24 protein-coding genes are annotated in these 24479 nt (G+C 69.4%); 11 read left to right on the top strand and 13 right to left on the bottom strand.

The genetic code is table 11. From position 1 onward, the window contains the following. Window positions 1-16: 16 nt before the first annotated feature. The 3 genes from ilvN to F784_RS22995 form a co-directional block, all read right to left on the bottom strand. Window positions 17-634: an acetolactate synthase small subunit gene (gene ilvN / locus F784_RS0111360; RefSeq protein WP_019586855.1), complete on the bottom strand. Its 618-nt coding sequence runs from the start codon at window positions 632-634 to the stop codon at window positions 17-19. Continuing rightward, complete coding sequence (ilvB, locus tag F784_RS23000; RefSeq protein WP_019586854.1) at window positions 631-2349, bottom strand: biosynthetic-type acetolactate synthase large subunit; 1719 nt, start codon at window positions 2347-2349, stop codon at window positions 631-633. Before ilvB ends, ilvN begins: the two co-directional genes overlap by 4 nt. 376 nt (window positions 2350-2725) lie before the next feature. Beyond that, entirely contained in the window at window positions 2726-3379 is a 654-nt protein-coding gene (locus F784_RS22995) for a winged helix-turn-helix domain-containing protein (RefSeq protein WP_157465196.1), read from the bottom strand. Window positions 3380-3411: 32 nt separating this feature from the next. Between F784_RS22995 and F784_RS0111345 the strand changes: the two genes are divergently transcribed. Next, entirely contained in the window at window positions 3412-4470 is a 1059-nt protein-coding gene (locus tag F784_RS0111345; protein ID WP_019586852.1) for a dipeptidase, read from the top strand. Window positions 4471-4551: 81 nt separating this feature from the next. On the opposite strand, the gene F784_RS0111340 is transcribed toward F784_RS0111345, so the two are convergent. The 3 genes from F784_RS0111340 to F784_RS0111330 all read right to left on the bottom strand — a co-directional run bounded on the left by F784_RS0111340 (window position 4552) and on the right by F784_RS0111330 (window position 8566). Then, window positions 4552-5400, bottom strand: a complete 849-nt coding sequence (locus F784_RS0111340; RefSeq protein ID WP_019586851.1) for a nucleotidyltransferase domain-containing protein — start codon at window positions 5398-5400, stop codon at window positions 4552-4554. An 81-nt stretch (window positions 5401-5481) separates the two neighbouring features. After that, the gene (locus F784_RS0111335) at window positions 5482-7239 is read right to left on the bottom strand and encodes a DEAD/DEAH box RNA helicase (RefSeq protein ID WP_019586850.1); all 1758 of its coding nucleotides are present in this window, start codon (window positions 7237-7239) and stop codon (window positions 5482-5484) included. A 334-nt stretch (window positions 7240-7573) separates the two neighbouring features. Further along, window positions 7574-8566 carry an RluA family pseudouridine synthase gene (locus tag F784_RS0111330; RefSeq protein WP_019586849.1) on the bottom strand — a complete coding sequence of 331 codons (993 nt, stop codon included), beginning with the start codon at window positions 8564-8566 and terminating at the stop codon, window positions 7574-7576. Between the two features lie 136 nt (window positions 8567-8702). Between F784_RS0111330 and F784_RS0111325 the strand changes: the two genes are divergently transcribed. The 3 genes from F784_RS0111325 (at window position 8703) to F784_RS0111315 (ending at window position 10255) form a co-directional block, all read left to right on the top strand. Further along, entirely contained in the window at window positions 8703-8948 is a 246-nt protein-coding gene (locus F784_RS0111325) for a Sec-independent protein translocase subunit TatA/TatB (protein ID WP_019586848.1), read from the top strand. Between the two features lie 78 nt (window positions 8949-9026). Beyond that, window positions 9027-9593, top strand: coding sequence for an RNA polymerase sigma factor (locus tag F784_RS0111320; RefSeq protein WP_019586847.1), 567 nt, complete (start codon window positions 9027-9029; stop codon window positions 9591-9593). Continuing rightward, window positions 9590-10255, top strand: a complete 666-nt coding sequence (locus F784_RS0111315) for an anti-sigma factor (RefSeq protein ID WP_019586846.1) — start codon at window positions 9590-9592, stop codon at window positions 10253-10255. Before F784_RS0111320 ends, F784_RS0111315 begins: the two co-directional genes overlap by 4 nt. Before the next feature lie 64 nt (window positions 10256-10319). Here F784_RS0111315 and F784_RS0111310 read toward each other — a convergent pair whose 3' ends face one another. Both F784_RS0111310 and prfA read right to left on the bottom strand, forming a co-directional pair. Continuing rightward, window positions 10320-10823, bottom strand: a complete 504-nt coding sequence (locus F784_RS0111310; protein WP_019586845.1) for an NUDIX hydrolase — start codon at window positions 10821-10823, stop codon at window positions 10320-10322. Continuing rightward, complete coding sequence (gene prfA, locus F784_RS0111305) at window positions 10810-11940, bottom strand: peptide chain release factor 1 (RefSeq protein WP_019586844.1); 1131 nt, start codon at window positions 11938-11940, stop codon at window positions 10810-10812. Before prfA ends, F784_RS0111310 begins: the two co-directional genes overlap by 14 nt. Before the next feature lie 201 nt (window positions 11941-12141). Here prfA and F784_RS0111300 point away from each other — a divergent pair, with 201 nt between their 5' ends. Next, window positions 12142-13104 (top strand): homoserine dehydrogenase, encoded by a 963-nt coding sequence (locus F784_RS0111300; RefSeq protein WP_026332422.1) that lies wholly within the window; start codon window positions 12142-12144, stop codon window positions 13102-13104. Between the two features lie 15 nt (window positions 13105-13119). Here the strand turns inward: F784_RS0111300 and F784_RS22990 are convergent, their stop codons facing one another. After that, the gene (locus F784_RS22990; RefSeq protein ID WP_019586842.1) at window positions 13120-13413 is read right to left on the bottom strand and encodes a GNAT family N-acetyltransferase; all 294 of its coding nucleotides are present in this window, start codon (window positions 13411-13413) and stop codon (window positions 13120-13122) included. Window positions 13414-13643: 230 nt separating this feature from the next. On the opposite strand from F784_RS22990, the gene F784_RS0111290 reads away from it, so the two are divergent. Next, complete coding sequence (locus F784_RS0111290; RefSeq protein ID WP_019586841.1) at window positions 13644-14756, top strand: NADH:flavin oxidoreductase/NADH oxidase; 1113 nt, start codon at window positions 13644-13646, stop codon at window positions 14754-14756. A 354-nt stretch (window positions 14757-15110) separates the two neighbouring features. Here the strand turns inward: F784_RS0111290 and F784_RS0111285 are convergent, their stop codons facing one another. The 3 genes from F784_RS0111285 to F784_RS0111275 all read right to left on the bottom strand — a co-directional run bounded on the left by F784_RS0111285 (window position 15111) and on the right by F784_RS0111275 (window position 19266). After that, the gene (locus F784_RS0111285) at window positions 15111-15815 is read right to left on the bottom strand and encodes an ABC transporter ATP-binding protein (protein ID WP_019586840.1); all 705 of its coding nucleotides are present in this window, start codon (window positions 15813-15815) and stop codon (window positions 15111-15113) included. A 35-nt stretch (window positions 15816-15850) separates the two neighbouring features. After that, window positions 15851-17641: a tetratricopeptide repeat protein gene (locus F784_RS26160; protein ID WP_281166707.1), complete on the bottom strand. Its 1791-nt coding sequence runs from the start codon at window positions 17639-17641 to the stop codon at window positions 15851-15853. A gap of 317 nt (window positions 17642-17958) precedes the next feature. Then, window positions 17959-19266: a S8 family peptidase gene (locus F784_RS0111275; RefSeq protein WP_019586837.1), complete on the bottom strand. Its 1308-nt coding sequence runs from the start codon at window positions 19264-19266 to the stop codon at window positions 17959-17961. A gap of 258 nt (window positions 19267-19524) precedes the next feature. Here F784_RS0111275 and F784_RS0111270 point away from each other — a divergent pair, with 258 nt between their 5' ends. Further along, window positions 19525-20217, top strand: a complete 693-nt coding sequence (locus F784_RS0111270) for a Crp/Fnr family transcriptional regulator (protein ID WP_019586836.1) — start codon at window positions 19525-19527, stop codon at window positions 20215-20217. 141 nt (window positions 20218-20358) lie between these two features. On the opposite strand, the gene F784_RS0111260 is transcribed toward F784_RS0111270, so the two are convergent. Next, entirely contained in the window at window positions 20359-21546 is a 1188-nt protein-coding gene (locus tag F784_RS0111260; RefSeq protein ID WP_019586835.1) for a class I SAM-dependent rRNA methyltransferase, read from the bottom strand. Between the two features lie 139 nt (window positions 21547-21685). On the opposite strand from F784_RS0111260, the gene F784_RS0111255 reads away from it, so the two are divergent. Genes F784_RS0111255 through F784_RS0111240 form a run of 4 tightly spaced genes read left to right on the top strand, consistent with a single transcriptional unit; the run spans window position 21686 to window position 24240 of the window. After that, complete coding sequence (locus F784_RS0111255; protein WP_019586834.1) at window positions 21686-22207, top strand: hypothetical protein; 522 nt, start codon at window positions 21686-21688, stop codon at window positions 22205-22207. A 12-nt stretch (window positions 22208-22219) separates the two neighbouring features. After that, a complete protein-coding gene (locus tag F784_RS0111250; RefSeq protein WP_019586833.1) occupies window positions 22220-22564 on the top strand; it encodes a hypothetical protein in 345 nt (114 codons plus the stop codon). Between the two features lie 9 nt (window positions 22565-22573). Beyond that, window positions 22574-23275, top strand: a complete 702-nt coding sequence (locus tag F784_RS0111245) for an SDR family oxidoreductase (RefSeq protein WP_026332421.1) — start codon at window positions 22574-22576, stop codon at window positions 23273-23275. A gap of 2 nt (window positions 23276-23277) precedes the next feature. After that, window positions 23278-24240 (top strand): NAD(P)/FAD-dependent oxidoreductase, encoded by a 963-nt coding sequence (locus F784_RS0111240; protein WP_019586831.1) that lies wholly within the window; start codon window positions 23278-23280, stop codon window positions 24238-24240. Window positions 24241-24479: the final 239 nt, after the last annotated feature.

The raw sequence follows: 24479 nt of genomic DNA, 5'->3' as shown, positions 1-24479 counted from the left end.
TGAGGGGTATACGCAGCTAAAACAGATTCGGCACGCCCCGCGCCTTCTCCTCCCTCGGCTCGGCGCTCTCCACTACGGGGCGCAACGCCTCCGTCTCCCCCTCATGGTAGACGTGGCTGGGGATGTCCGCGTTCGAGCCGCGCGTCAGGGCCACCCGCCCCGTCCGCATCGTCTCGATGATGCCGAAAGGGCGCATCTGCTCGATGAAGGCGGTGATCTTGCCCTCGTCGCCCGTCACCTCGAAGGTCAGGGCGTGGCGGCCCACATCCACGATGCGGGCGCGGAAGTCCTCGGCGATCTGGCGCACCTCCACCCGGCTCTCGGGCGTGATGGCGACCTTCACCAGAACGAGTTCGCGGTCCACGAACTTTTCCAGGCTGTGGTCGATGATCTTCACCACGTCGTGCAGCTTCTCAAGCTGGCGCATCGCCTGCTCGACCACGCCCCGGTCGCCCGTCACCACGAAGGTCATGCGGCTGAGGCCGGGGTGTTCGGTGGAGCCCACGCTGAGGCTCCTGATGTTGTACCCGCGCCGCCCGAAGAGCGAGGAGATGCGGGTCAACACGCGCGGCTCGTCGCGCACCAGGGCGGAGACGAGGTGGTCCTTTGGGGTGGAATCGAAAGGGCCAGTCATGCGTTCTTCGCCTCCTCGGCGGCGGCGTTCTTCTCAATGCCGGGGGTGGGGCGGGGAGGTTCGGTCTCGATCATCTCGCTCAGGGAGGCCCCGGCGGGCACCATCGGGAAGACACCGTGCTCGTTGGGCACCACGATTTCCAGCAGTGAACTCTTGGGGTCGTTCAGCCAGGCGTCAATGGCCTCGGGCAGTTCCTCGGCGCGGTCGGCGCGGTAGGCGGGCACCCCGTAGGCGTCGGCGAGCTTGAGGAAGTCGGGGTTGGAGTCGCCCAGGTAGACCTCCGAGTAGCGGCGCTCGTGGAAGAGTTCCTGCCACTGGCGGACCATGCCCAGGAACGAGTTGTTGATGATGCAGATTTTGACGTTGCGGATGTCGTACTTCTTCAGGGTGGCGAGTTCCTGGGCGGTCATCTGGAAGCCGCCGTCCCCGGCGATAACGATGCTCCGCACACCGGGCTCGGCCATGCCCGCGCCAATCGCCGCCGGGAAGCCGAAACCCATCGTGCCCAGCCCGCCCGAGTTGATCCAGCGGCGGGGCCTCTCGAAGCGGGCGAGCTGCGCGGCGAGCATCTGGTGCTGGCCCACGTCCGAGGAGAGGATGTCGTCGGGCCGCAGGCGGTCCACCACGGCCTTCACCGCGTACCCGGCGCCCCAGTGGTCGGGATCCTGGGTGCGGGTCTTCCACTCGGCGATCTTCTCCCGCCACTCGGGGAGGTCGAGCTTCTGGGCGCCCTCCGCAAGCATCTGGGCGGCCACCCGAGCCTCTCCCCGCACCGGAACATGCGTCCGCACGATCTTGCCGATCTCGGCGGCGTCGAGGTCCACGTGGATGATCGAGGCGTTCGGCGCGAAGCCGTTCACCCGGCCCGTCACCCGGTCATCGAAGCGCAGGCCGATGCCCAGTAGCACGTCGGCCTCGGAGATCGCGCGGTTGGCGGCGACCGAGCCGTGCATCCCCGGCATTCCTAACCAGAGGGGGTCGCTGGCCGGGAACGAACCCAGGCCCATCAGCGTCGTGATGACGGGAATGTCCCAGGCGTGGGCGAGGGCGGTGATCTCCGCCGCCGCGTCCAGCGACCCGCCGCCGACCATGATGACGGGCTTCCTGGCCGAACGCAGCAACTCGCGGGCCTTCTCGATAGCCTCCGGCTTCGGTGCGGGAATCTCGGGCCGGGCGTGGGGCGCGGCGATCTCACCGTGGTAGGCGGCGAGCTGCACGTCCTTGGGAATGTCTACCAGCACCGGGCCGGGCCGCCCGCTGCGCGCGATGCGGATGGCCTCGGCGATCACGCGGGGCAATTCCTCCACGTCGCGCACGACGTAGTTGTGCTTGGTGATCGGGAGGGTGATCCCGGTGATGTCCGCCTCCTGAAAGGCGTCCGTGCCCATCAGGTGCCGCGCGACGTTCCCGGTGATCGCCAGGATGGGCACCGAGTCGAGCATCGCGTCCGCCAGCCCGGTGACGAGGTTCGTCGCCCCCGGCCCGGACGTGGCGATACACACGCCGATCTCGCCCGTTGCCTTGGCCCAGCCCTCCGCCGCGTGGATGGCGCCCTGCTCATGCCGCCCGAGGATGTGGCGGACCTCGGGGTAGAAGGTCAGCGCGTCGTACACCGGCATGATCGCGCCGCCGGGGTAGCCGAAGACTGTATTGATGCCGTGTGCGGCGAGGGTGGCCCACAGCGCCTTGGCACCCGTCATGTCCTGCTGCGTCATGCCTGCCTCCCCGTGGTGGTGTCCAAACGGCGCGCGCCACGCTCACCCGAAGGCGACGTGGCGCGGTGTGCGGCTCCGAAGGGTCCTCCCCGACGGGCGGTTGCTCGATGTTGTGGTCCCCTGCGTCCCATACCTGCCCTCTCCTTTCACTCAACGAAAAACCCCCGCCCGGGTGGGGTGGGGGTCAGTGGCGCGCGCTCACGCTCAGCGTCCAGTTCCCCCGGAGCCAAGAAGTACCACCACGAGAATGGGGTGCGGCGCGTTCATGCCCTTCACCCTACGGGCTGTGCAGCGCGAGGATGGGGGCGCGTCTAGATAGGGGGAGACCAGGACCTCGCCGTTCGCGTGGCGGGGCGAGCGGTGGGCCGCCCCCAGGTCAGTCCTCCAGCCAAGGGGTGAGGTCGAAATGCGCCAGGTACCGTCCACTCCCACGCTTGCCCAGATACCGCTCCCAGAGCGCCCACTGTTCCCGCTGCAAGGCTTTGGCGTCCTCGTGGCTTAGCGACAGCACGGCCCATGACCGGCCAGCCGCCGGGGCCTCCGCCTCCAGCAGCGACAGCGTCCTCACCCCGTCCGGCGAGAAGTAGGCGTCCACCTCACCCCTCGCGTGGCGCCCCACCAGATACCCCATCGTCCCCTCCGGGGTGTCGAGCAGCGTCCGCGCCAGGCTCCGGGCAAACCGGCGCGCGTGGGGCTCGCCCGTTCGCAACAGCAGCGCTTCCAGCGTTTCCGCGTCCGTCGTGGCGAACGGCACGAAAAACCGTTCCGCCGCCGCCTGGTACCGCTTGACTGCCCGGCCAGCCCGAGGCTCCACCCCCACCACCGTCAGCAGGCCCAGATGCACGAGCCGCTTCACCTGGTACAGCAGCGAGTTCGGCTTCACGCCCAGTTCCGCCGCCGCTTCCCCCACCGTCAGGGCGCGCCCGAAAAAGGGCGTGAGAGAGCGGCGGCGGCCAGGGTCGAGCAGCACGCGGGCCAGTTCGGGTTCGGTCACGACGGGCGCCGAGCTGCGTGAAAGTGGTTGTCCCATTTCACCCAGGGTAGCGGCAGGCTGGGCGGCAGATGACTTCCACACGTGCCATCCCCATCTTCGACGGACACAACGACACCGTGCAGCGCCTCGCCGAGTACCGGGAGGGCGGCAACGACTTCCTGCGCCGGTCCACCCGGGGTCACCTGGACCTGCCGCGTGCCCGGGAGGGCGGCCTCTTCGGCGGCCTGTTCGCCCTGATGGCCCACCCCGATCAGCCCCCCCAGGACGACCTGACGATCACCGGGAACGGGTATGAGGTGCGGCTGGCCGGTCCCCTTGACCCCGACGAGGCGCGGCGGCAGATCACCGGCCAGATGGCCTCCCTGTTTCGCCTGGAGGGGCGCGCCGCGGGACAGGTGCGAATCGCCCGAACCGCTGACGAGGTGGAGGCCGCGTGCCGGGAAGGCGTGTTCGCCATGGTGCTGCACCTGGAGGGCGCTGAGGCCATCGACCCGCGGCTCGACTGCCTGGAGGTGCTGGCCCGGGCGGGGCTGCGCTCGCTCGGGCCAGTCTGGAGCCGCCCGAACGTCTTCGGCCACGGGGTGCCCTTCGCGTACCCGCGCTCGCCCGACACCGGCCCGGGCCTGACCCCCGAGGGCCGGGCGCTGGTGCGGGCCTGCAACCGGCTGGGCGTGATGCTCGACGTCTCGCACCTCAACGAGCGCGGCTTCTGGGACGTGGCCGCGCTCTCGGACGCGCCGCTGGTGGCGACGCATTCCAACGCGCACGCGGTGTGCCCATCGACCCGCAACCTCACCGACCAGCAGCTCGACGCTATCCGGGAGTCGGACGGCCTGGTGGGCTTCAACTTCGCGGTGAATGACGTGCGGCCCGACGCCCACCTCCTGGCCGACACGCCCCTCGACGTGGTGGTGCGGCACCTGGACTACCTCGTGACGCGGCTGGGCGTGGACCGGGTGGCCTTCGGGTCGGACTTCGACGGGGCGGTGGTGCCGGACGTTATCGGAGACGCGAGCCGACTGCCGCACCTGATCGGCGCGCTGCGGACGCACGGGTATGACGAGACGACCCTGCGGAAGCTGGCCTCCGAGAACTGGCGGCGGGTGTTTCGCCAGACCTGGAAGTAGGGGGCGCAGGCGCAGGCTGGACGGCCGCAACGCGAACGGCACAGACTCGGAGAAACCCTTTCCCGGGAACAGGGCGAGCGGTCAGGAGAGACGTACAACATTCACCGCGACGCCCAGCCTTTCCAGTTCCTGTGCGGCGTAGCTCAGGGCGGCGTGTTCCAGTTCCGTCGGATACGTGAATCCCCAGCGTCCGGCCAGTGAACGCCCCTGCTCCTGCACCACCCGCGCCAGCCGCAGGTGCGCGTCGGCCAGCGCCTGAGCGGACAGGTCGGCCGGAAGCAGCGTGGCTTCCAGATCCTGCCGGACGTCCACCGGGAGGAAGGCGTTCAAATGTTTGACCCCCCGGTCGCGGACCGCCCCGGACCCGGTGACGAGCAGGTCCGTGACCAGCCCCAGCTCCACCGCCAGACCCTGCACGGCCACCAGCCGTTCCTCGCGGCCCAGCACGGCGGGCAGCAGGGTGATGCAGCGCCAGAATTCGCGGATCAGCCCCAGCAGGTGCCCGGCGGTCACCTCGGGTGGGGGTGTGGGGAGGTCGCCCCCCAGCGTGATGGCGCCGGGTGCGGCGTGCAGGATGCGGACCCGGGAGGGGGAAAGCTCCACATGTTCCCCGGGATGCGGCCACAGGTCCACCCGCAGGCCGTCCACAGTCAGCGCGTTGACCATCTGGCCCCCGAAGAGTTGATTGACTACCACCAGTGGGCTCAGGTCGCCCAGCCACTCTGCCACCTCCCCTCGAAAGGCGGGCAGCGCGACTTCAGGCAGCAGCACATGCAGGTCGATATCGGAGTAACGGTCAGCCGTACCCCTTCCCATACTGCCCTCCAGCCAGGCGGCGCGGAGGCGCGTGTCCCCCCGGGTTTTCTCGGCCAGTGCGGAGAGAAACGCGTCTCTCGCCTCTGGAAGCCCGGAACCCGTGAGGGAGTTCACAAGCTTAGCCTACTCCTGTCTCTGGTACGCCAACAAAAATGCCCCCACCACTCGGGCAGGGGCACTCTTCAGAGGCTGGCTTTAACGTCCGCTCGGCACGAACTCGCGGTCGGCGTAGTCTTCGCGGCGGCGCTCGCCCCGATCACCACCGTCGCGGTCGCGGCTCCAGCGGCCCTGACCACTCCGGTTGCCCTGGTAGCCACCACCCCGGTTGCCCCGGTTGCCGCCCTCGTCGCGGTCACGGTAGCCGCGTCCACCGCCGTAATTGCCACCCTGACGGCCCTCGCGGCTCGGGGCCTCGAACAGTTCGGGGAGTTCCTGGGCGACTTCCACGCCCACCTCGCCCTCCAGCGGGCTCGCGGCGAGGAGCTTCTCGACGTACTCGCTGGGCACGTCGGCCACGGCGCCGCCGCGCCACTGGCGCACCTTGCCCAGGCGGCGGGTGTCCACGTCGCTGTTGCGGGCGATCACCGCAACAGCGCGGGCCACGCTCAGGCGCTCGGCATGCAGGATCAGGGTGGTCATGCCCTCCTCACCGCTCAGCAGGCTGGCGGCCTTGACAGGCTCGGTCACGCCGCTGATCTTGGCCAGCGCCCGGGCCAGGGCCTCCAGGCCCAGCTCGCTGAACAGCCGCTCGGCCTCGGCCTGGAAGGTGCTGGCGACACCGCTGTCCACCTTGCGGACGAGGTCGGCGCTCGCCCCGGCGCTCGCGGCCTGCACTTCCTTGGGGGTGGGCAGGGTCCGTTCCTTGAACTGCACGCCCGTGCGGTACTCCAGGTTCCGCAGCTCGCGGTTCTCGCGGTCGCCGTACATCACGATGGCGGTGCCGGTGCGCCCGGCGCGCCCGGTGCGGCCCGAGCGGTGGATGTAGCTCTCGTGGTCCTGCGGCAGGTGGTACTGCACCACCAGGTCGACTTCAGGAATGTCCAGCCCGCGCGCCGCCACGTCGGTGGCGACGAGCACGCCGACTCGTCCGGCACGGAAGGCCCCCAGCGCCCGCTCCCGCTGGCTCTGCGCCAGGTCGCCGTGCAGCGCCTCGGACTCGATGCCGCGGTGGATCAACTCGTTCGCCAGCTCGTCCGCCTCGCGCTTGGTGCGGGTGAAGACGATGGCCTTCTCGGGGTTGTACACGGTGAGCAGGTCGGCCAGCACACGGGTGCGGGTGCGGCCCACCTTCACCTTGAGGTGTTCGACGCTCTGGGCGGCCTGGCTGCGGCCCTCGCCCACCATGTCCACGGTGACGGGCTCGCGCAGGTACTTGCGCGCAATGCGGCGGATGTCGTCGTTCAGCGTGGCGCTGAAGAGCATCGTCTGCCGCGTCTCGGGGGTCTTCTGGAGGATGGTCTCGATGGCGTCGGCAAAACCCACGCTCAGCATCTCGTCCGCCTCGTCGAGAACGGTGTACTCGATGGCGCTCAGGTCGAGGTTCCCACGCTCCAGGTGATCGATGATGCGGCCGGGGGTGCCGACGACCACGTCCACGCCGCGGCGCAGGGCACTCTCCTGCGGGCCGTAGCTCGCGCCGCCGTACACGGTGACGGTGGCGAGATGCTGGCCGCTCTTGGAGAATTCCTCCGCAACTTGCTTGGCAAGCTCGCGGGTGGGCGCCAGAACGATGGCGCGCGGCAAGCGCCCCCGCTCGCGGCTGGGCTCCAGGTTCTGGATGATGGGCAGCGCGAAGGCCAGCGTCTTGCCCGTCCCCGTGCGGGCGCGGCCGATCAGGTCCTTCCCGGCAAGGGTGTGGGGCAGGCTTTCGGCCTGGATAGAGCTGGCTTCGACGATGCCGCGTTCGGCGAGACGCGCCGCGAGTTCGGGCGCGATCAGTTGATCAAAGTTCATTTGTAGTCCTTTCGGGAAAGTACCCCTGCGAACTACAAACGCCTTCAACCCTGAAAGCTCGTCCTGATGGGGTCCTCTCCAACCGTCGGGGCTGTCCCGAACGGCGCACGAAGGGAAAGTGTACACGGTACGCCTAGAAAAAGCAAGGGGGGAAGCGGGGGTCGTGGAGAGCATTCTCGCGCTCCAGGACGGGGAAGAGGGTGTGGCCTCCAGTGCGTGTTGCGAAAGGATGGTGGAGGAACTTCACCCGTGCTCAGCACAGTCGGAGACTGTCTCCCTGAGCGGAGCGAAGAGTCTCCTCCGCGCGCTGTAGACCTTGGACTCCCTTGTCCTTTTACGCGGGCAGCACTTCCAAGTCCTCCGGAACTGTCCCCCCCAGCGCCACCCAGGCGCTCAACATGTCCTCAGGCACGGGGGCGTGCAGGTGCAGCGCCTCGCCCGTCACGGGGTGGGGGAGAGTCAGGAACTGTGCGTGCAGCGCATGACGTCCAATAGCCTGGCTCTCGCGGCCATAGACGGGGTCGCCCAGGATCGGGCTGCCCAGGTGCGAGAGGTGGACGCGAATCTGGTGTGTCCGGCCGGTGCGTGGTTGCGCGCGGACGAGGGCCAGCGTGCGCCCGTGCCCGTCAGGATGCGCGGATAACGGCGTGAAGCGGGTCTGCGCCTCACGGGCTCCCACGCCCCCAACGGTCATCCGTTGCCGGGCAGTGGGGTGGCGACCGATAGGAGCGTTCACGTTCACCGGCCCCTCCGCCCGCCACGTTCCGGCAGCGATGGCGAGGTAAATCTTGCGCGTATCGCGGTCCTTGAAGGCGGCGGCGAGCCGGGCGTGGGCCTCCACCGTCTTGGCGACCACGATCACGCCGCTGGTGTCCTTGTCCAGTCGGTGGACGATGCCGGGGCGGTGGCCGTCGGGACCTGTCGCGCCCGGCTGTTCGGGGAGGCTCATGCGGCCCAGCAGCGCATTCACCAGCGTGCCGGAGGTCACCCCGGGGGCCGGGTGGGTGACCATCCCGGGCGGCTTGTTCACGGCGATGAGGGAAGCGTCCTCGTACAGCACGTCGAGGGGGACTGTTTCCGGCGCGACGGTGGCGTCCGGGGGTGGGGGAACCTGCACCGTCAGCGCCTCGCCCCCTTTCAGCTTCAGGCTGGCCTTCTGGACGACCACGCCTCCCACCTGCACATGTCCACCCTCGATCCACCCGGCCACCTGGGAACGGCTCGCCCCCACCAACTCGGCCAGCACGGCGTCCAGGCGGCCCGGCGTGGCGGTCAGGTTGAGGGCGGCGTCACTCACGGCGGGCAGTGTACTGTCCCCTTCCCCCATCCATACCCCCTTCATCCCCGTTTCCGGGGTAATCCGATCACGTGCAAACGGGATACAGCCGAGTGAGCCCAGGAGAGTACGGCGTCCTGAGCGTCCCGCCCCGGCCCCCCATCCCTTGCCCCCAAGGAGGACTGCCATGCCCAACATCGGTGTCCCGGAACTGCTCGTTATCCTGATCGTCGCGCTCATCGTGTTCGGCCCACGCAAGCTGCCGGAACTCGGCAAGAGCCTGGGCCAGGGCCTGCGTGAGTTTCGCAAGTCCACGAGCACGGTGACCGACGACCTGCGCCGTGGCCTTGACACCCCCGCTCAGGACGTGCCCGTGGCGGCTATCCCCGCCGTTCAGGCGGTGCCCACCGCCGAGCAGCCCCCGCGGGCCTGAATGACCGCCCCGTGTGAGGGCGTTCCCGGCGCCCGGTCACACGCCCCCCCGCCCGGCCTGTTAGGCTGCCCGCAACCCATGGCAGCCGACCCCCCACCCGTTCAGGAGCCGACCGACGAGGCGCTCATCCGGGGTATGGCCGCCGGGCAGGAGGAGGCGTTGCGGGAACTGCACCGCCGCCACGCCCGGCTGCTCTACTCCCTCGGCCACCGCATGCTGCGCCAGCGCGACGACGTGGAATCCTGCGTGCAGGACGCCTTTATGAACGCCTGGCGGCACGCGGCCCGCTTCGACCCCTCGCGCGCCAGCGTCAAGACCTGGCTCGTGAGCATCGCGCACCACCGCTTCCTGCAGGAACTGCGCGACCGGCCCGACGTGGCCCTGGAGCTGGAGGAGTGGGACGCGCCCGTGCAGGCGACTGACCCCACCGACCGTGTCCTGGCAAGTCGCGCGGTGCAGGTGCTGGACAGGGCGCAGCGCGAGCTGGTTGAACTCGCCTACTACCGCGGCTACTCTCACTCGGAGCTGGCGGCCATGACCGGGCTGCCCATCGGCACCGTGAAATCCCGGCTGCGCGCCGCCCTGGAGAGGATGCGCGGCCACCTGGCGGGACCGGACACCTTGGAAGGAGGTGAGCGCGCATGACCACCAACCCGGAGCAACTGACCGCCTATGCCCTGGGCATCCTGTCCCCCGAGGAGGAGGCCCAGGTGAGGGCCGCCCTGGAGGCCAGCCCCGAACTGCGCGCCCAGCTCCAGGCCGAACAGGAGACGCTGACCGCCCTGGTGGAGTCCCTGCCCGAGGTGGAACCCCCGCCCGGCGCGGAGGATCGCCTGCTCGCCCGCCTGGCCGCCGAGCGGGAGGCTTCCCTCCCTGCTGTGACCCCCATCGCGCCGCCCGCTCCGGCGCGTCGCCGCACCCCCTGGGTCCCCCTGGCCGCCCTGGGCCTGGCCGCCGCGCTCGCCCTGGTGTTCGTGCTGCGGCCCAACCCCGATCCCTTGCAGCAGTACGCCCGTACTCCCGGCGCCACCACGCAGGCGGTCACGGCGAACGGCACCGACCTCGGGCAGCTCGTGCGGCTGCCCGATGGCCGCGCCTATCTGCACCTGAACCGGCCCGCCGACGCCGGGCGCGTGTATCAGATGTGGCGCATCCAGGCGGGCACGCCCGTCTCACTTGGGGTGTTCGAGGGCCAGGGCTTCCTGCTCACTGGTCTGCCGCCCGGCGCGACCGTCGCCGTGAGTGTCGAGCCGCCCGGAGGGAGCCCCCAGCCCACGACGACGCCGATCCTGGTGCAGAACCTGTAATCCCCGGGAAAAGCACGCGGCTCGGACGAATCTTCCATCCGAGCCGCGCGGTGCACCCTGACCTTCAGCGGGGTGAGGATTCCGTCTTCAAGGGCGGCACCCGCAGCCCGCCGCGCCCGTCCCAACCCTTGAAGGCGTAGAAGCGGCCCGGCTCGCCCGTCCGCAGGTAGTCGCTCAGGGGCTCGCGCATGGGCGGGGATTCCAGCAACTCGACGGCCTCATCGGGGGCACAGAAGCGCGCCTCCACGATGAAGCCGTCGGGGTCGGAGGGGTTCAGAAGGCCCTCCCAGGTCGCCTCGAAGGCGACGGCGATGGCGCGTTCGCCCCGGCGCTCGTCCTCGATATGCACGGTGTAGGCCATGTGCTTGATGCCGGTAAGCTTGAGGCCCGTCTCCTCGGCGATCTCGCGGTAGAGGGCTTCGAGCAACGTCTCGCCGGGTTCGACCACGCCGCCGGGCAGGGTGTGGCGCACCCGCCCCAGGCCCTGCCAGTCGTTGCCCACGAGCAGCACCCGCCCGAAGCGGTCTCGCAGGACGCCCGCGGCCACCAGGAGGTCACGCCGACCCATAGGTCCCCCGCCTGCCGCCCCCAGCCTCGGCCCCGCCCTCGTCCTGCATGGCGAGGAGTTGCCGCTCGCGCTCGTCGCGGGCCAGGGCCGCCACGACCGGGCTGAGGCCGCCCGCCATCACCGAGTCGAGGGCGAAATTCTTGGCATCCCCCTCCAGGCGGTGGTCGGTCACACGGTTTTGCGGGTAGTTGTAGGTGCGGATCTTCTCGCTGCGCTCGCCCGTCCCGACCTGCGAGGCCCGCGTCTCGCGCTCGCGCTCCTCCCGCGCCGCCCGCTCCCGCTCGGCGAGGCGCGAGGCGAGGACCACAAGCGCCTTCTCGCGGTTCTTGATCTGGCTGCGGCTGTCCTGGCACACCACCACGATCTCGTCCGGGGTGCCCGCCCGGTACACGGCGCGCACGGCCGAGTCGGTGGTGTTTACCCCCTGCCCCCCCGCCCCCTGTGAGCGGAACACGTCGATCCGCACCTCGGAGGGGTCGAGCTGGACCTCGCCCTGCTCGGCTTCCGGCAGGACCGCGACCGTCACCGTGCTCGTGTGGATGCGGCCCTGCGACTCGGTGGCGGGCACCCGCTGCACCCGGTGAACGCCCCGCTCCCACTTGAGGGCGCGGAAGGCGAACTCCCCCGTGACCTCCGCCACGACCTTGCTCGCGCCGCCCAGGTCGCTCTCGGAGGCGTCGAGGACGTTCAGCTTGAGTCCCGCGCCCTCGGCATACCGGGTGTACATCCGCAGCAGGTCCACGGCGAAGAGCCCCGCCTCCGCCCCGCCCGCCCCGGCCCGCAATTCCAGGATCACGTCCTTCGCGTCGTCGGGATCGGTGGGCAGGAGGAGGACTTCCAACTCGGCCTCGATCCCGGCGAGCCGGGTGGTCAGGGTCTCGACCTCCCCCGCCGCCAGGTCGCGCATGTCGGGGTCGGCGAGGAGTTCGCGCGCCCCGGCGAGGTCGCGGGTCAGCGCCTCGCGCTCGCGGTAGAGCGTCACCAGCGGCGTGAGTTCGCGGTGGCGACGGGTCAGGCGGGCGTATTCACGCGCATCGGCGAGGGCGGCCGGATCACCCAGCGCCCGCTCCACCATGCCGAATTCCGCCGCCAGTTCGTCCAGGCGGCCCCCTGTCAAACCGGCACCGTCCCCGCGGGCAAAGCCCGACCCCGCCACGGCACGACCGGCCTCGCCCCCGGTGGGCACAGCCCCGACACGAACAGAATTCTCGACACAGGCAACATGGGGGCAGTCTACCGCCCCCCTCCCTAGACGACCGGAAGGCAGGCAACAGGGTGGGGGGTTCCCCTCTCCCCGGGCGACGCTACAGTCACGCCCATGCGAACGGTGACGGTGGGCCTGCTGGGCTGCGGCACGGTGGGACAGCAGGTGCTGCATCTGCTGGAGAGGCGCAGGGACATTTTCGACAACCTGGGCGTGCGGGTCGAGGTCACAGGTGTCCTCGTCCGTGATGCCCGCCGCGAGCGCGACGTTCCGCCCGGCACGCCTCTCACGAGCGATCCCGCCTTCCTGGGGGAGAGCAGCGTGCTGGTCGAGGCGTTGGGGGGCATTGACCAGCCCCTCGCCCTGCTGCTGCCCTACCTCCGATCTGGCCGTCCCGTCATCACCGCGAACAAGGCGCTGCTCGCCGAATGCTGGGACGACCTGCGCGAGCATGCCCTCGCCGGGCGCCTGTACTACGAGGCGTCGGTCATGGCCGGAACGCCCGTGATCGGGCCGATGAGTACCGTGTTGCGGGCGAGCACCTTCACCCGGCTCCAGGCCGTGCTGAACGGCACCTGCAACTACATCCTCACCCAGATGGAGGGGGGGCGGAGCTACGCCGACGCCCTCGCGCAGGCGCAGGCGCTGGGCTACGCGGAGGACCCGCCCACCCTGGATGTCGGCGGCTTTGACACCGCGCACAAGCTCACCGTCCTGGCCCGCTTCTGTGCCGACGGCAACTTCCCGTACTCGGCGGTCGAGGTGCGGGGCATCGAGGACGTGACGCTGGAGGAGGTAGCCCAGGCCCAGGCGGCGGGCGAGCGGATCAAGCTGGTTGCCGACCTGCGGCGGGAGGGGGCGGGGTGGCGCGCGAGCGTCTCGCCGCGGCGGCTGCCCGCCACCCATGCCCTGTGCAACGAGGGGGCCAGCCGCAACGCAATGGTGTACGAGGGCGAGGAATGCGGCGCGCTGATCTTCGCGGGCGGCGGCGCGGGGGGCATGGTCACCGCGTCGGCGATGGTGGGGGACCTGCTGGACTGGCTGATCGGGTTTCCGGGGCACGTGCCGCTGCACTGAGGCGGGAAGGCGGGCTCATTCCTCCGGCTCCTCCCCCTCCTGGCCGGGACTTGCGGAAGCCTCCCCGCTTTGCCGGGCATAGTTCCGCAGCACCATCGCGTTGGCCCGCCGAAAGCCCAGCCGCTGGTAAAAAGGCACGAGGTCGTCGTCGCAACTCAGGTCCACGGCGTACAGGTGGTCAAGTTGGGCGAGCAGATGCCGGATCAGCGCCGAGCCGACGCCCCTTCCCCGGTGGGTAGCGTGAACCTCCAACAGGGGGATAAAGGCCGTCAGCACCCCGTCGCTGATGGCCTGAGCGATGCCCACCACCTGCCCCCATCCTCTACCGCGAGCGAGATGCGGTACGACCCGGCCAGGAGGCAGTGGAGTGTCTGTGCCGAAGGGGGGTTGGGCCATCCCTCGAAAAAACCCTGCAATTGGTGTGGGCCGAGGCCTTCCAGACTGCTGCGAAGTTCCATGCCCTCAATATCTCCCCCCGCACCCCTCATGAAGCCTCCGCCTGCTGGCGCGGGGCCTGGCCGCTGGCTAGATTCGGTGGCATGACGCAGATCGCCTCCTCCGCCCCAGCCTCCGGGGGAACACCCTCCCCGCTGCTCTTCACGCCGCTGAAACTGCGGGGCGTGACGCTCCCCAACCGTGCCGTCGTGTCGCCCATGTGCATGTACAGCGCGCAGAATGGGGTGGCGAACGACTTTCACCTCACCCACCTAGGGCAGTTCGCGCTGGGCGGCGCGGGCCTGATCTTCACCGAGGCGACCGCCGTATCCATCGAGGGCCGCATCAGCCCCGAGGACCTGGGCCTGTGGTCCGACGAGCAGATCGTGCCGCTGGGGCACATCACCGACTTCGTGCATCGCTACGGCGGCCTGATCGGCGTGCAGCTCGCGCACGCGGGCCGCAAGGCGAGCACCTATGCCCCCTGGCGTGGGCACGGCGCGGTGCCGCCCGAGGCCGGGGGATGGCAGGTCATCGGCCCGGCGGACGACCCCTACAACGCCGCCTACCCCCACCCCGTCGCCATGACGGTGGACGACATCCGGCGCGTCACCTCCGACTTCGCGGCGGCAGCCCGCCGGGCGCAGATCGCGGGCTTCGACGTGGTCGAGATTCACGCGGCGCACGGCTACCTGCTGCACCAGTTCCTCTCGCCGCTGGCGAATGCGCGTGCCGACGAGTACGGCGGGGACTTCGAGAACCGGGTCCGCTTCCTGCTGGAGGTTGTGCGCGCCGTCCGGGCGGTGTGGCCCACGCACCTCCCGCTCTTCGTGCGGGTCAGCGCGACCGACTGGGCGTCCGGGGGCTGGGACGTGGATCAGACGGTCGCGCTCGCGGGCCTGCTGCGCTTCGAGGGAGTGGACGTGCTCGACGTGAGCAGCGGCGGCCTGACTCCCGCCCAGCAGATCACCGCCGGGCCGCTGTATCAGGTGCCCTTCGCGGCCCGCGTCCGGCGGGAGGTGCCCGACCTGGGGGTAATGGCCGTCGGCATGATCGACACCCCCGCCCAGGCCGAGGAAATCCTGGCGGAGGGGAGCGCCGACCTGATCGCCCTGGCCCGCGCCTTCCTGCGCGATCCCCACTGGCCCCAGCGCGCGGCCCGCGAGTTTGGCCTGACGCCCACATTGCCGGACGTGTACGCGCGGGCGGGGTGGTGATGGAAAGGTCGGGGCATGGGATAAAAGAAGAGTGCCATGCTGAGTCCTTCGCCGTGCTGGGGGGTCAACTCCGCGAAGCATCCCACGACGTCAACTGAGGAACCCTTCGCCTCAGACTTTTATCTCCACCCAGGACAACGCTCTGGTGCCCCTTCCTGTCGCCAGGCCTTCTCCCACCAGGGGGGAGGGTCAGAACAGCCAGGGGAGAGGGGGCGCTCAACCGGCGAAATCGGCCCATCAGGGTAGCTTCCAGAGCTGGGACGGCGTGGAGAGAAAAGCCTGCCCTGCGCATCGCTCAGGATGACAAATCTTCTGCCCAACGCTCCGGTTCCTGCTGTCGCCAACACCCGTGGGCTAACGGCTGACCGCCTCGTCCACGATCTGCCCGTCCAGCAGGTGCAGCGCCCGGTCGGCCCGCTCGGCCAGGTGCTCGTCGTGGGTGACGAGAAGCACGCCTGCCCCCTCACTGCGGGCAAGGTCCAGCAGCAGGCCCGCGACGACCTCCGCGTTGGCGCGGTCGAGGCTGCCGGTGGGCTCGTCGGCGAGGATCACGGCGGGACGGGTGATCAGCGCGCGGGCGACCGCGACCCGCTGGCGCTCACCGCCGCTGAGCACACGCGGCAACTCCCGCCCGCGTCCGGCCAGCCCCACCCGGGCGAGGAGGTCCCGGGCCCGCTCCGTCTCGTCCCGGTGGATGAGCAGGGCGGGCACGAGGACGTTTTGCTCCACCGTCAGGTCCTCCAGCAGGTAGTGGTGCTGAAAGACCAGCCCGACCCGGCCCGCGCGCCGCCGCGCCCGCGCCTGGGTCCCCAGGAGGTCCACCCGCTCGCCCGCCCACCACACCTCGCCCTTCTGCGGGGTGTCCAGGCCGCCCAGCAGGTGCAGCAGGGTGCTCTTGCCGCTGCCGCTGGGGCCGGTGACGGCGACGACCTCGCCCGCGCTGACCTCCAGGCTGACCCCGTGCAATACCACCGTGTCCCCGAAGCCGTGGTGCAGGAGCCGCGCGGACAGCGCGGTCGCGGTGAGGGCCGCAGTGGGCGCGGGGGCGGTGGTCGTCACGCGGGGCACTGTAGCGCAGGCCGCCTGCTCCGGCCTCAGGACCGGCGGGTGGCCTCGGCCGCCGCCGCGCTTTCCGTTTCGGCGCGCATCAGGCGGGTGAAGTCGGCCCGGGTAAAGACCCGCAGGGCCGCCTCCACGACCTCGGGGTCGAACTGGGTGCCCGCCTGCCGCCGCAGCTCGGCCAGCGCGTCGCCCCGGTCCCAGGCCTGCTTGTAGGGCCGCTCGCTCGTCAGAGCGTCGAACACGTCAGCGACCGACACGATGCGCCCGGTCACCGGGATGCTGTGCCCGGCCTTGCCCAGCGGGTAGCCGCCGCCGTCCCAGCGTTCGTGGTGCGACAGGGCGATCTCCTCGGCCATGCGGAGCAGGCGCGAGTGTCCGCCCGAGAGGATGCGCGCGCCGATCAGGGTGTGTGCCTTCATGCGCTCCTGCTCCTCGGGGGTGAATTTGCCCGGCTTGAGCAGGATGGCGTCGGGAATGCCGATCTTGCCCACGTCGTGCAGTCTCGCCGCGATCCGCAGCAGGGCCACGTCCTCGTCGGGCAGGCCCAGCTCCCGCGCGATCAGGGCGCTGACATGCCCCACCCGCCAGGTGTGCTCGCCCGTCAGGTCGTCGCGGTACTCGGCCGCCACCGCCAGCCGGGTCACGATCTCGACCTGCGCCTGCTCCAGCTCGTGGGTACGCTCGCGGACCAGGGCCTCGGCCTCCTCGCGCGCCGTCTCGGCCATCTCGCGTTGCAGGCGCTGCACCTCGGCCTCGTGGCGGGCGCGCTCCACGTCGAATTGCGCGCTCAGCTCGCGCGTTTTCTTGTCGCTCTCCTCGTTGAACAGTGCCCGCTCGGCCTCGTGGTACAGCTCGTGGTGGTGCAGCGCCCGCTCGAAGTCGCCCGCCCGCTTGTACACCCCCGCTAGGGCGCGGTGGGCCTCGTACACCGTCTTCTTGTGGTCGGCCTCCTGCGCCAGCGTCAGCGCCCGTTCCAGAGACGAGAGGGCGACAGGGAAGTCCCCCAGTTCCGCCTGCACCTGTCCGAGGTGGTTGAGGGCGTCGAGTTCCCCCTCCAGGTCCTCAATCTCCCGCGCTATGGCGGCGGCTTCGGCGTGAGCGGCGGCGGCTTCATGGAGCTGTCCGCGCTGAGCAAGGATATTACCCAGGCCGTCGAGGGCAGAAACCTCACCGGGACGGTACTGAATCTCACGTGAGATGGTGAGTGCTTCTCGGAAGGCAGGCTCTGCGTCAGCGTAATGACCGGCCTGGTCCTGAGCGGCACCTATGTTTAGGGTTGACATTGCCACTGCAAGACGGTCTTGCCTCCGCCTTGCCAGATGTAGTGCCTCTTCAAAGTAAGGAATTGACTTTGTCGGCTCTCCCATTCCAAGGTATAGATGTCCCAGGTTGAGCAGAACCACTCCTTGCATCCGCTCATCCTGCGCCTCGTCTCTTAAGATACGGTATGCCCGGGTCAGGTGCGTAAGCGCTTCTGGATATCTTCCTTGGCTGGTGTACAGAATCCCCATGTTACCCAGCACACTCGCCGCCTGGCTGCTGTTGTTAAGCAGCTCGTGAATCTTGAGGGCTTCTTCAAGTGACGTGAGTGATGATCCGTAGTCGCCACTCCTGTGTTGTACCCCGGCGAGTAGATTGAGGAGCTGGGCTCTTTCAATGCCATTGTGCCTAGCTAATTCTAGGGCCAGATGCAGGTATTTTTCTGCAACAGGCAATTCTCCCAACTGGAGGTAAATTCTGCCCAGTGCCTCTAGTGATTCCCTCTGGCCCTGCTCGTTGACAAGGAGTTGAAATGCCTCCCAGGCTTTTTGCAAAACCTGCACAGCGTGGTTGCTATCGCCACGTTCCGTGTATGCAAGTCCTTGAATGAGTTGAGCGCGTGCGGCGCCGAACAGGTAGGCACCGCCTGCAAGCTCGTTGGCAGCTCCAGCAAGTTCCAACACACGGGCGTCATCTGTCTTCAGGAGCGCAAACGCCGCCTCATTCAACGAATCTACCCTTGCCCGGAGGTCTGCATCACCAACGCTTCCCGTACCGTCGAGGGCTTCTGACACCCGCCCATATTTTCCCCTCGGGGCTTTCCGCGCTCTTACAAGAATGAAGGCGGGGGAACTTCCCCCGCCTTCGCTCCGCCTGTTCCTCAGTACCTGATGGTGCTTTTCAGGAACAATTCCAGGTCCAGGCGCCGCTTGCCCAGCTTGTCCTTGTAAGCGGAGTTCAGCCCGCTGTTGTACAGGTCGAAGCCGTTCTCAGCCATTTTCCTGGTGACATCCTTGATGTCCACCGCCAGCGTCTGACCGAGGGCGAGGGCCAGACCACCAGCAGCCATGGGCGCTGCCATCGAGGTGCCACTCCAGGCCACCAGCAGGTTGCCGGGGCCAGCCGTGAAGATGTTCTCGCCGGGCGCGCTGAGTTCGAGGTCAGGGGAATAGTTGGAGAACGAGGACTTCATGTTCCAGCTGTTGACGCTGCCCACGCTGAGGCTGCGTTCGCCCAGCGGCCCCTTATCGTCGGCAATGATGGCCGGGTAGGTGATGGTCGGCGTGTTGTCGTTGCCCGCCGAGGACACCACGAGAACGCCAGCGGTGGTGGCGGCCTGGATGGCGCTTTGCACGGTGTCCGACTTGGTGGTGCTGCCCAGGCTCAGGTTGATGATCCTCGCTTTCTGGGCGACGGCGTACTTGATGGCGTTGGCAACCTGAAGAGTATCGCCATCACCATTCGGACCCAGGACGCGCAGGGGCAGGATCGTCGCCTTGGGGGCGACCTGCAAGACAATGCTGGCGACCGACGTGCCGTGCCCGTAGCCGCCGACGCCGAGTATGCCTTCCTCCTGCGGCACGTTGTCGTTGCCGTAGAAGTCCTTCCACTCGGTGGACGGTGCCAGAGCTCCCGCGAAGGCTGGGTGGCTCAGGTCGATTCCCGTGTCGATCACGGCGACCTTCACACCCGCACCGAGGTTGGGGGCGAGCTTCTGAGCGTTCTCCAGCTTAATCTGCTGGAAGGGTTGAGTGTTCTGGGCGATAGGTGCGTATTGCCCCCCCATCCAGAAACTGCGTGATCCACCTGCCCACGCCTGCCATTCGCCGCCCATCCAGAAGCTTCGGCTTCCTGCCATCAGCGCCAACGCCCCCCCCTGAAACTGGTTGAGGTTGGGTTCGGCAACCGGTTCATCGCCCAGCGACTGGGCACGCAGGTTCTGGGTCTTCGCCGCCGCCTGGTCGAGCCCCATGACGGCGTATCCCTCCTGGGTGTTCAGCTCCACAACCTTGCCGCCGTAGCGCCCCTCCAGCTCCTGCCTCGTGTCCTGCGCGCTGGCGGGTACCTGGAGGATGTAGGCGGGACGGTAGGCCTGGGCCGCTGGCGTTCCCGGTGACTGCGAACACCCCGCAATCAGCGCCGCCGTACACAGGCCGAGGGCGCCTTGAACCAGACTTCTTGGCTTCATGCTGCTCCTTTCGGGGAGGAGGCGGGCCAACCTGGCGCGGCGTGACCTACCCTCCCCGGGCCATATTCGGTGGTCAGATTTGAATACTTTCTTACATACGGGGGCTCTCCCCCCATTGTCTGAGGGACCCCCCCCATCGCCGTCCCCCTGCCCGGTTCTCAGACGGGAAGAGGCCCGGGACTCTGGGAACGGCACGGACGCCCCGGCGTGGTCCCGGTCCCATACGGCGGCCCATTCCAGGCGCTAGGATGCGCCCCGATGGCTCGCCTGGACGACCTGAAACTCTCCCCCCTCTTCCAGAACGTCCCGGAGGAGGCCTTGCGCGAGGCGCTGAAGGTGGTCACCGAGCGGACCTTCGCGCCCGGCGAACTGCTCGTGGCGCAGGACGATCCGGGCGAGGCGCTGCACCTGATCACGGCGGGGGTGGTGCGGGTCAGCCGTGTCAGCTTGGGCAGCCGCGAGCGGGTGCTGGGCGACCTCTACGCGCCCGGGGTTGTGGGCGAGACCGCCGTACTGGCCCGCCAGGAGCGCAGCGCGTCCGTGCGGGCGCTCACCCCCGTCCGCACCCTGATGCTGCACCGCGGGCACTTCGAGCTGATCCTGCGCCGCCACCCCGGCGTGCTGTGGAACCTCGCCGAGATGCTCGCCCGGCGGGTCACCCTGCTTAACGACGAACTCATCGCCTTCGGCCAGAACACCGAGGCCGCGCTCGCGCACGTGTTCTCCAGCCTGTACGCGCAGCGCGCCGCGGTGGGTGTGCCCCACCCCGAGGTTCTGCCGCTGGGCACGGCGGAGATCATGGCCCGCACGAGCAGCAGCCGCGAGACGGTCTCGCGCGTCCTGAAGAAGCTGGAGACGCAGGGCATCGTGCAGGTCACGTCCCAGGCGGTGACCCTTCTCGACCCGCGAGTTCTGGAGACGGTCTCGCTGGAAGCGGCGGAGGCGGAGTAGCGTCCGCGCCCGGGGCCGTGACCGGTAGGACTCGAGGCCCAGGCCGCCCCCTCACCCGGTCGCCCCATCGTCGCCGAAGCTGCCCGTCAGGGGCGTCCAGCCCTCTACCGAGGCGGGGTCATCCGGCCACATCCCGTCCCCTCACCCCTCCTTTCGCAGCAGGAGGCTCTTGAGGTAGAGGCTCTCGGGCACGCTCAGCAGGTGGGGGTGGTCGGCGGGCTGGTAGGTCACCGCCACGACCTCCGCGTCGCACTCGGCCTCGCCCGCCGCCACGCGGGCCGCGTCGAGCAGGTCGTCCACCCGGATGTAGTGGGCGCAGGTGCTGACGAGCAGGTGGCCGCCCGGGCGCAGCATCCGCAGGGCGCGGGCCGCCCCGTCGGTGAAGATGCGCTTGGCACGCGGCACGTCCTCCTTGCGCTTGGCGAGGGTGGGCGGGTCGAGGACCGCCGCGCCGAAGGACCGCTTCTCGCGTTCGAGCGCCGTCAGCGTCTCCAGCGCGTCGCCCCAGCGCACGCCGACACTCACGCCGTTCTCGCGCGCCTCGCGTTCCAGCACGCCGAGGGCTTTCTCATCCTTGTCGAGCGCGACGGGTTTGGCCCCCGCCCGGGCCGCGTGCAGGCTGAAACCCCCGGTGTACGAGTACACGTCCAGAAAGCCCTCACCCGGCGCCGCGAGCGAGCGCATCAGGCGGCGGTTGTCGCGCTGGTCGAGGAAAAAGCCCGTCTTCTGCGCGTCGAAGGGGTTGAAGTGCAGGGTCAGGTCGTCCTCGTGAAAGGTCACGCGCTCGGGCACCTCGCCCCACAGCACGCCGGTCCGCAACTCCAGCCCCTCGCGGCGGCGCTCGCCCGTGTCGCTGCGCTCGAAGGCGGAGGGGGCGCCCGTCTCCTCGCGCAACGCCCGCAGGATGAGGTCGCGGTGGCGCTCGGCACCCGCGTTGCGGAGTTGCACGCCCAGCACGTCCCCGAAGCGGTCGGCAATTACGCCGGGCAGTCCATCCGCCTCGGCGTACAGGACACGCACCCCGTCCGTCCCGGTGATCCGGCCCTCCCGCCGCGCCAGGGCCGCACGCACCCGTGAGCGGTAGAAGTCCAGGTTGATATCCTCACGCCCCCAGGTCAGCATCCTCAGCGGGGTCGCGCCCCCGGTGTTGAAGTAACCGCGCCCGATGACCGCCCCGTCCGGCGCCCGGACCTCCACCACGTCGCCCGGCGTGATGCCCGGCGCCGCCTCCGCGATGTCCCCCGTGTGGCCGAAGGGGTAGCGCCCGGCGACGCGCCGCACCGCCCCCGCCTTCAGCGTCACGCTCGCCAGCCTGCTCGCCCTCGTCATCCGTGCAGGGTAGCGCGGCTGTCAGAATTTCGTGGGATGGCCCCGGCTACCCTCCCCAGGTGGCGGAGAGGACGCCGCGGGCCGCAGCCGCTCCTGTCCGCATCGACGAGCTGCTCCACCCCTTGGCCAAGGAGGTCGTATGTTGAAACGCAAGCTGTTCACCGGGCTGGGGACGGCCCTGGCCCTCGCCGCCTGTGGCGTGGTCCCCACGCCGCCCATCACCATCCCCGACGTGACCCTGAACCTCCAGTCCAGCGCCGCCTCGCAGGGCCGGGTCATCTATGTGCGTCAGGACGCCTTCGGGGGCGCGTCCATCCCGAAACTCCTTCAGGGCCTCAGCATCTCCGGTGACGCGAGCTACACGGCGCTGGGTGGCAACCTGAGCGAGGTGGCCGTGTACGTGCGGACCAGCATGCCCTCCGGCTGCCAGGGCCTCACGGCCGATGTGGTGGCCTGCGACCCGGCGAGGGAGAGCGGACAGGCCATCGGGACCATCGCGCTTCAGGCGGGGGCGAGTAGGCCCTTCACGCTGTCTGGCCCGGCGCTGGACACGGCGGGCAAGTCCGGGCACGGCTACTTCGGCGTGCGGGCGGTGCGGGGCGACAGCCTGACGGGCGAACAGCTCCGCCTGATCAATCTCAAGGCCCGCGCCCGATTTTAAGCTGATCGGGACGTGAGACCGGCCCTCACCCCGTTCCTGGGTCAAACCGTCCGCGCCATAGTGGACCGCCCGCTGGGGAGCGTCCATCCCCGCGGGCCGGACCTGGTGTATCCAGTGAATTACGGTGAGGTGCCCGGCACGCTGAGCGGCGACGGTCAGCCGAGAGACGCCTACCTCCTCGGCTGGGACATGGCCGTGCGCGAGGCGGAGGGTGTGGTGACGGCGGTCCTCTTGCGTGCGGACGACGTGGAGGACAAGCTGACCGTCGTGCGTCCGGGCACACACTGGTCAGATGCAGAGATCATGAAGGCCATTTGGTTTCAGGAACAGTATTTCCGGTCGCATCTGGTGCGTTAGCCTCCGCGAATGACGACTTCGGCAAGGCCCGTGACGCTCATCACCGGGGCGGCGGGCGGTATCGGCGTGGCGCTCGCGCGGGCACTGGCGGGCACGCATGACCTCATCCTCCAGGGGCGGGACGAGGGGCGGCTCTCCGCCCTGTGTGACGAGGTGGGCGGCGCGAGACCCCTCGTGCTGGACCTCACCCGGTCGGGGACGTTTGGAGAAGCGGCCTCCGGACTGGGCCGCGTGACGAACGTGGTCCACAACGCGGGCGTCGTCGAACTCGGCGCGGTGGCCGAGCAGCCGCCCGAGGTCTGGACGCACACCCTCGCGGTGAACGTGGTGGCCCCCGCCGCCCTGACCCGGGTGTTGCTGTCACAGGTTCGGGCGGAGCGCGGAACGGTCGTCTTCGTCAACAGCGGCGCGGGCCTGCGGGCCAACCCCGGATGGGCGAGCTACGCGGCGAGCAAGTTCGCTCTGCGGGCACTGGCCGACGCGCTGCGCGAGGAGGAGGCGCCGCACGGGGTTCGCGTCTCCACGGTCTACCCGGGCCGAACGGCCACGCCGATGCAGCAGAAGGTTCGCGCGCAGGAGGGTGGGGCCTACGACCCTTCGGCCTTCATCGACCCGGCGACGGTCGCGGCCACCATCCAGTTTGTGCTGGACGCTCCGCGCGACGCCACCGTCCCGGACGTGAGCGTGCGTCCTGGCCCGCAGGGAGGGTGACCATGCAGAACTTCGATGCTGTTGTGGTGGGGGCTGGCCCGGCCGGACTTAACGCCGCGCTGGTGCTGGGCGGTGCGGGGCGGCGGGTGCTGCTGCTCGACGGCGGACCGCCCCGCAACGCCAAGGCGACTGCGGCCCACGGCGTCTTCACCCGCGACGGGGCCGCCCCAACCGGGCTCAAGCGGCTCGGACTGGCGGACCTGGAACCCTACCCGGTGACCGTGTGCCCTGACATGGCGCGCGAGGCCCGGTGTCTCCCCGACGGGTTCGCGGTGCGGCACGACGGCGGCTGGGTGCATGCCCGGCGGCTGCTGCTCGCCACGGGCGTGCGCGACGTGCTGCCCAACGTGCCGGGCCTGCGTGAACGTTGGGGCCATACCGTCCACCACTGCCCGTATTGCGACGGCTGGCCCAACCGCGAACACATGCTGGGCGTGCTGGGGTCCGGGCAGGAGGGCCATCACCTGGCCCTCAGCGTGCGGTCGTGGTCGCACCGGGTCGTGCTGCTCACCGGCGGCCCGGACGAGCTGACGGATGAGCAGCGCGAGGACCTGCGGCGGCTGGACATCCCCGTCCACACTGCGCCCATCCTGCGCCTGGGGGGCCGGGACACCGTGCAGGTGAAGTTCCAGGGGGGCGAGCGGCTGACCCTGCACGCCGTCTTCCTGAATCCCACCCAGGTCCAGAACAGCACCCTGCCCGCGGCTCTCGGCTGCGAGCTGAACGAGAAGAGCCGGGTGGTCGTGAACGAGCACGGCATGACGAGCGTGCGCGGCGTCTGGGCGGCGGGCGACATGACCGGTGCTCCTCAGTACGTCATGAGCGCCGCCTCGACCGGGATGCTCGCCGCCGTCTCGCTGAACACCACCCTGATCCACGAGGACGTGCGGAAGGTGGGCGCTGCTTTCCACAAATCTCCGGACGAGGAGGCGGGCGAGCCGCCGAGTGGGGGCGAGGCGTCGTGACGCTGAGAGCAACAGCTTTGAAGGGGAATGGAGCCATCCAGAATCCGTTGGAACACGGCTGAGGAAGGAGCTTGCGGACCGCCAACCGTGATGAAATGAACGGGTGAGGCAGCAGGCGTGGGTGGCGTGGAAACGCCAGGAGATGGCCCGGGACCCTTTCACCTTCAAAGCGGGGGTGGAAGTCGTCAAACAGGGGATTGACCACCAAATCGTGCGGTGGTTCTTACTGGAGAACGCCG

This window comes from Deinococcus apachensis DSM 19763, assembly GCF_000381345.1.
Lineage (GTDB): Bacteria > Deinococcota > Deinococci > Deinococcales > Deinococcaceae > Deinococcus > Deinococcus apachensis.
The sequence above is the reverse complement of the archived record's forward strand: the minus strand, read 5'-3'. Positions and strand labels throughout refer to the sequence as shown.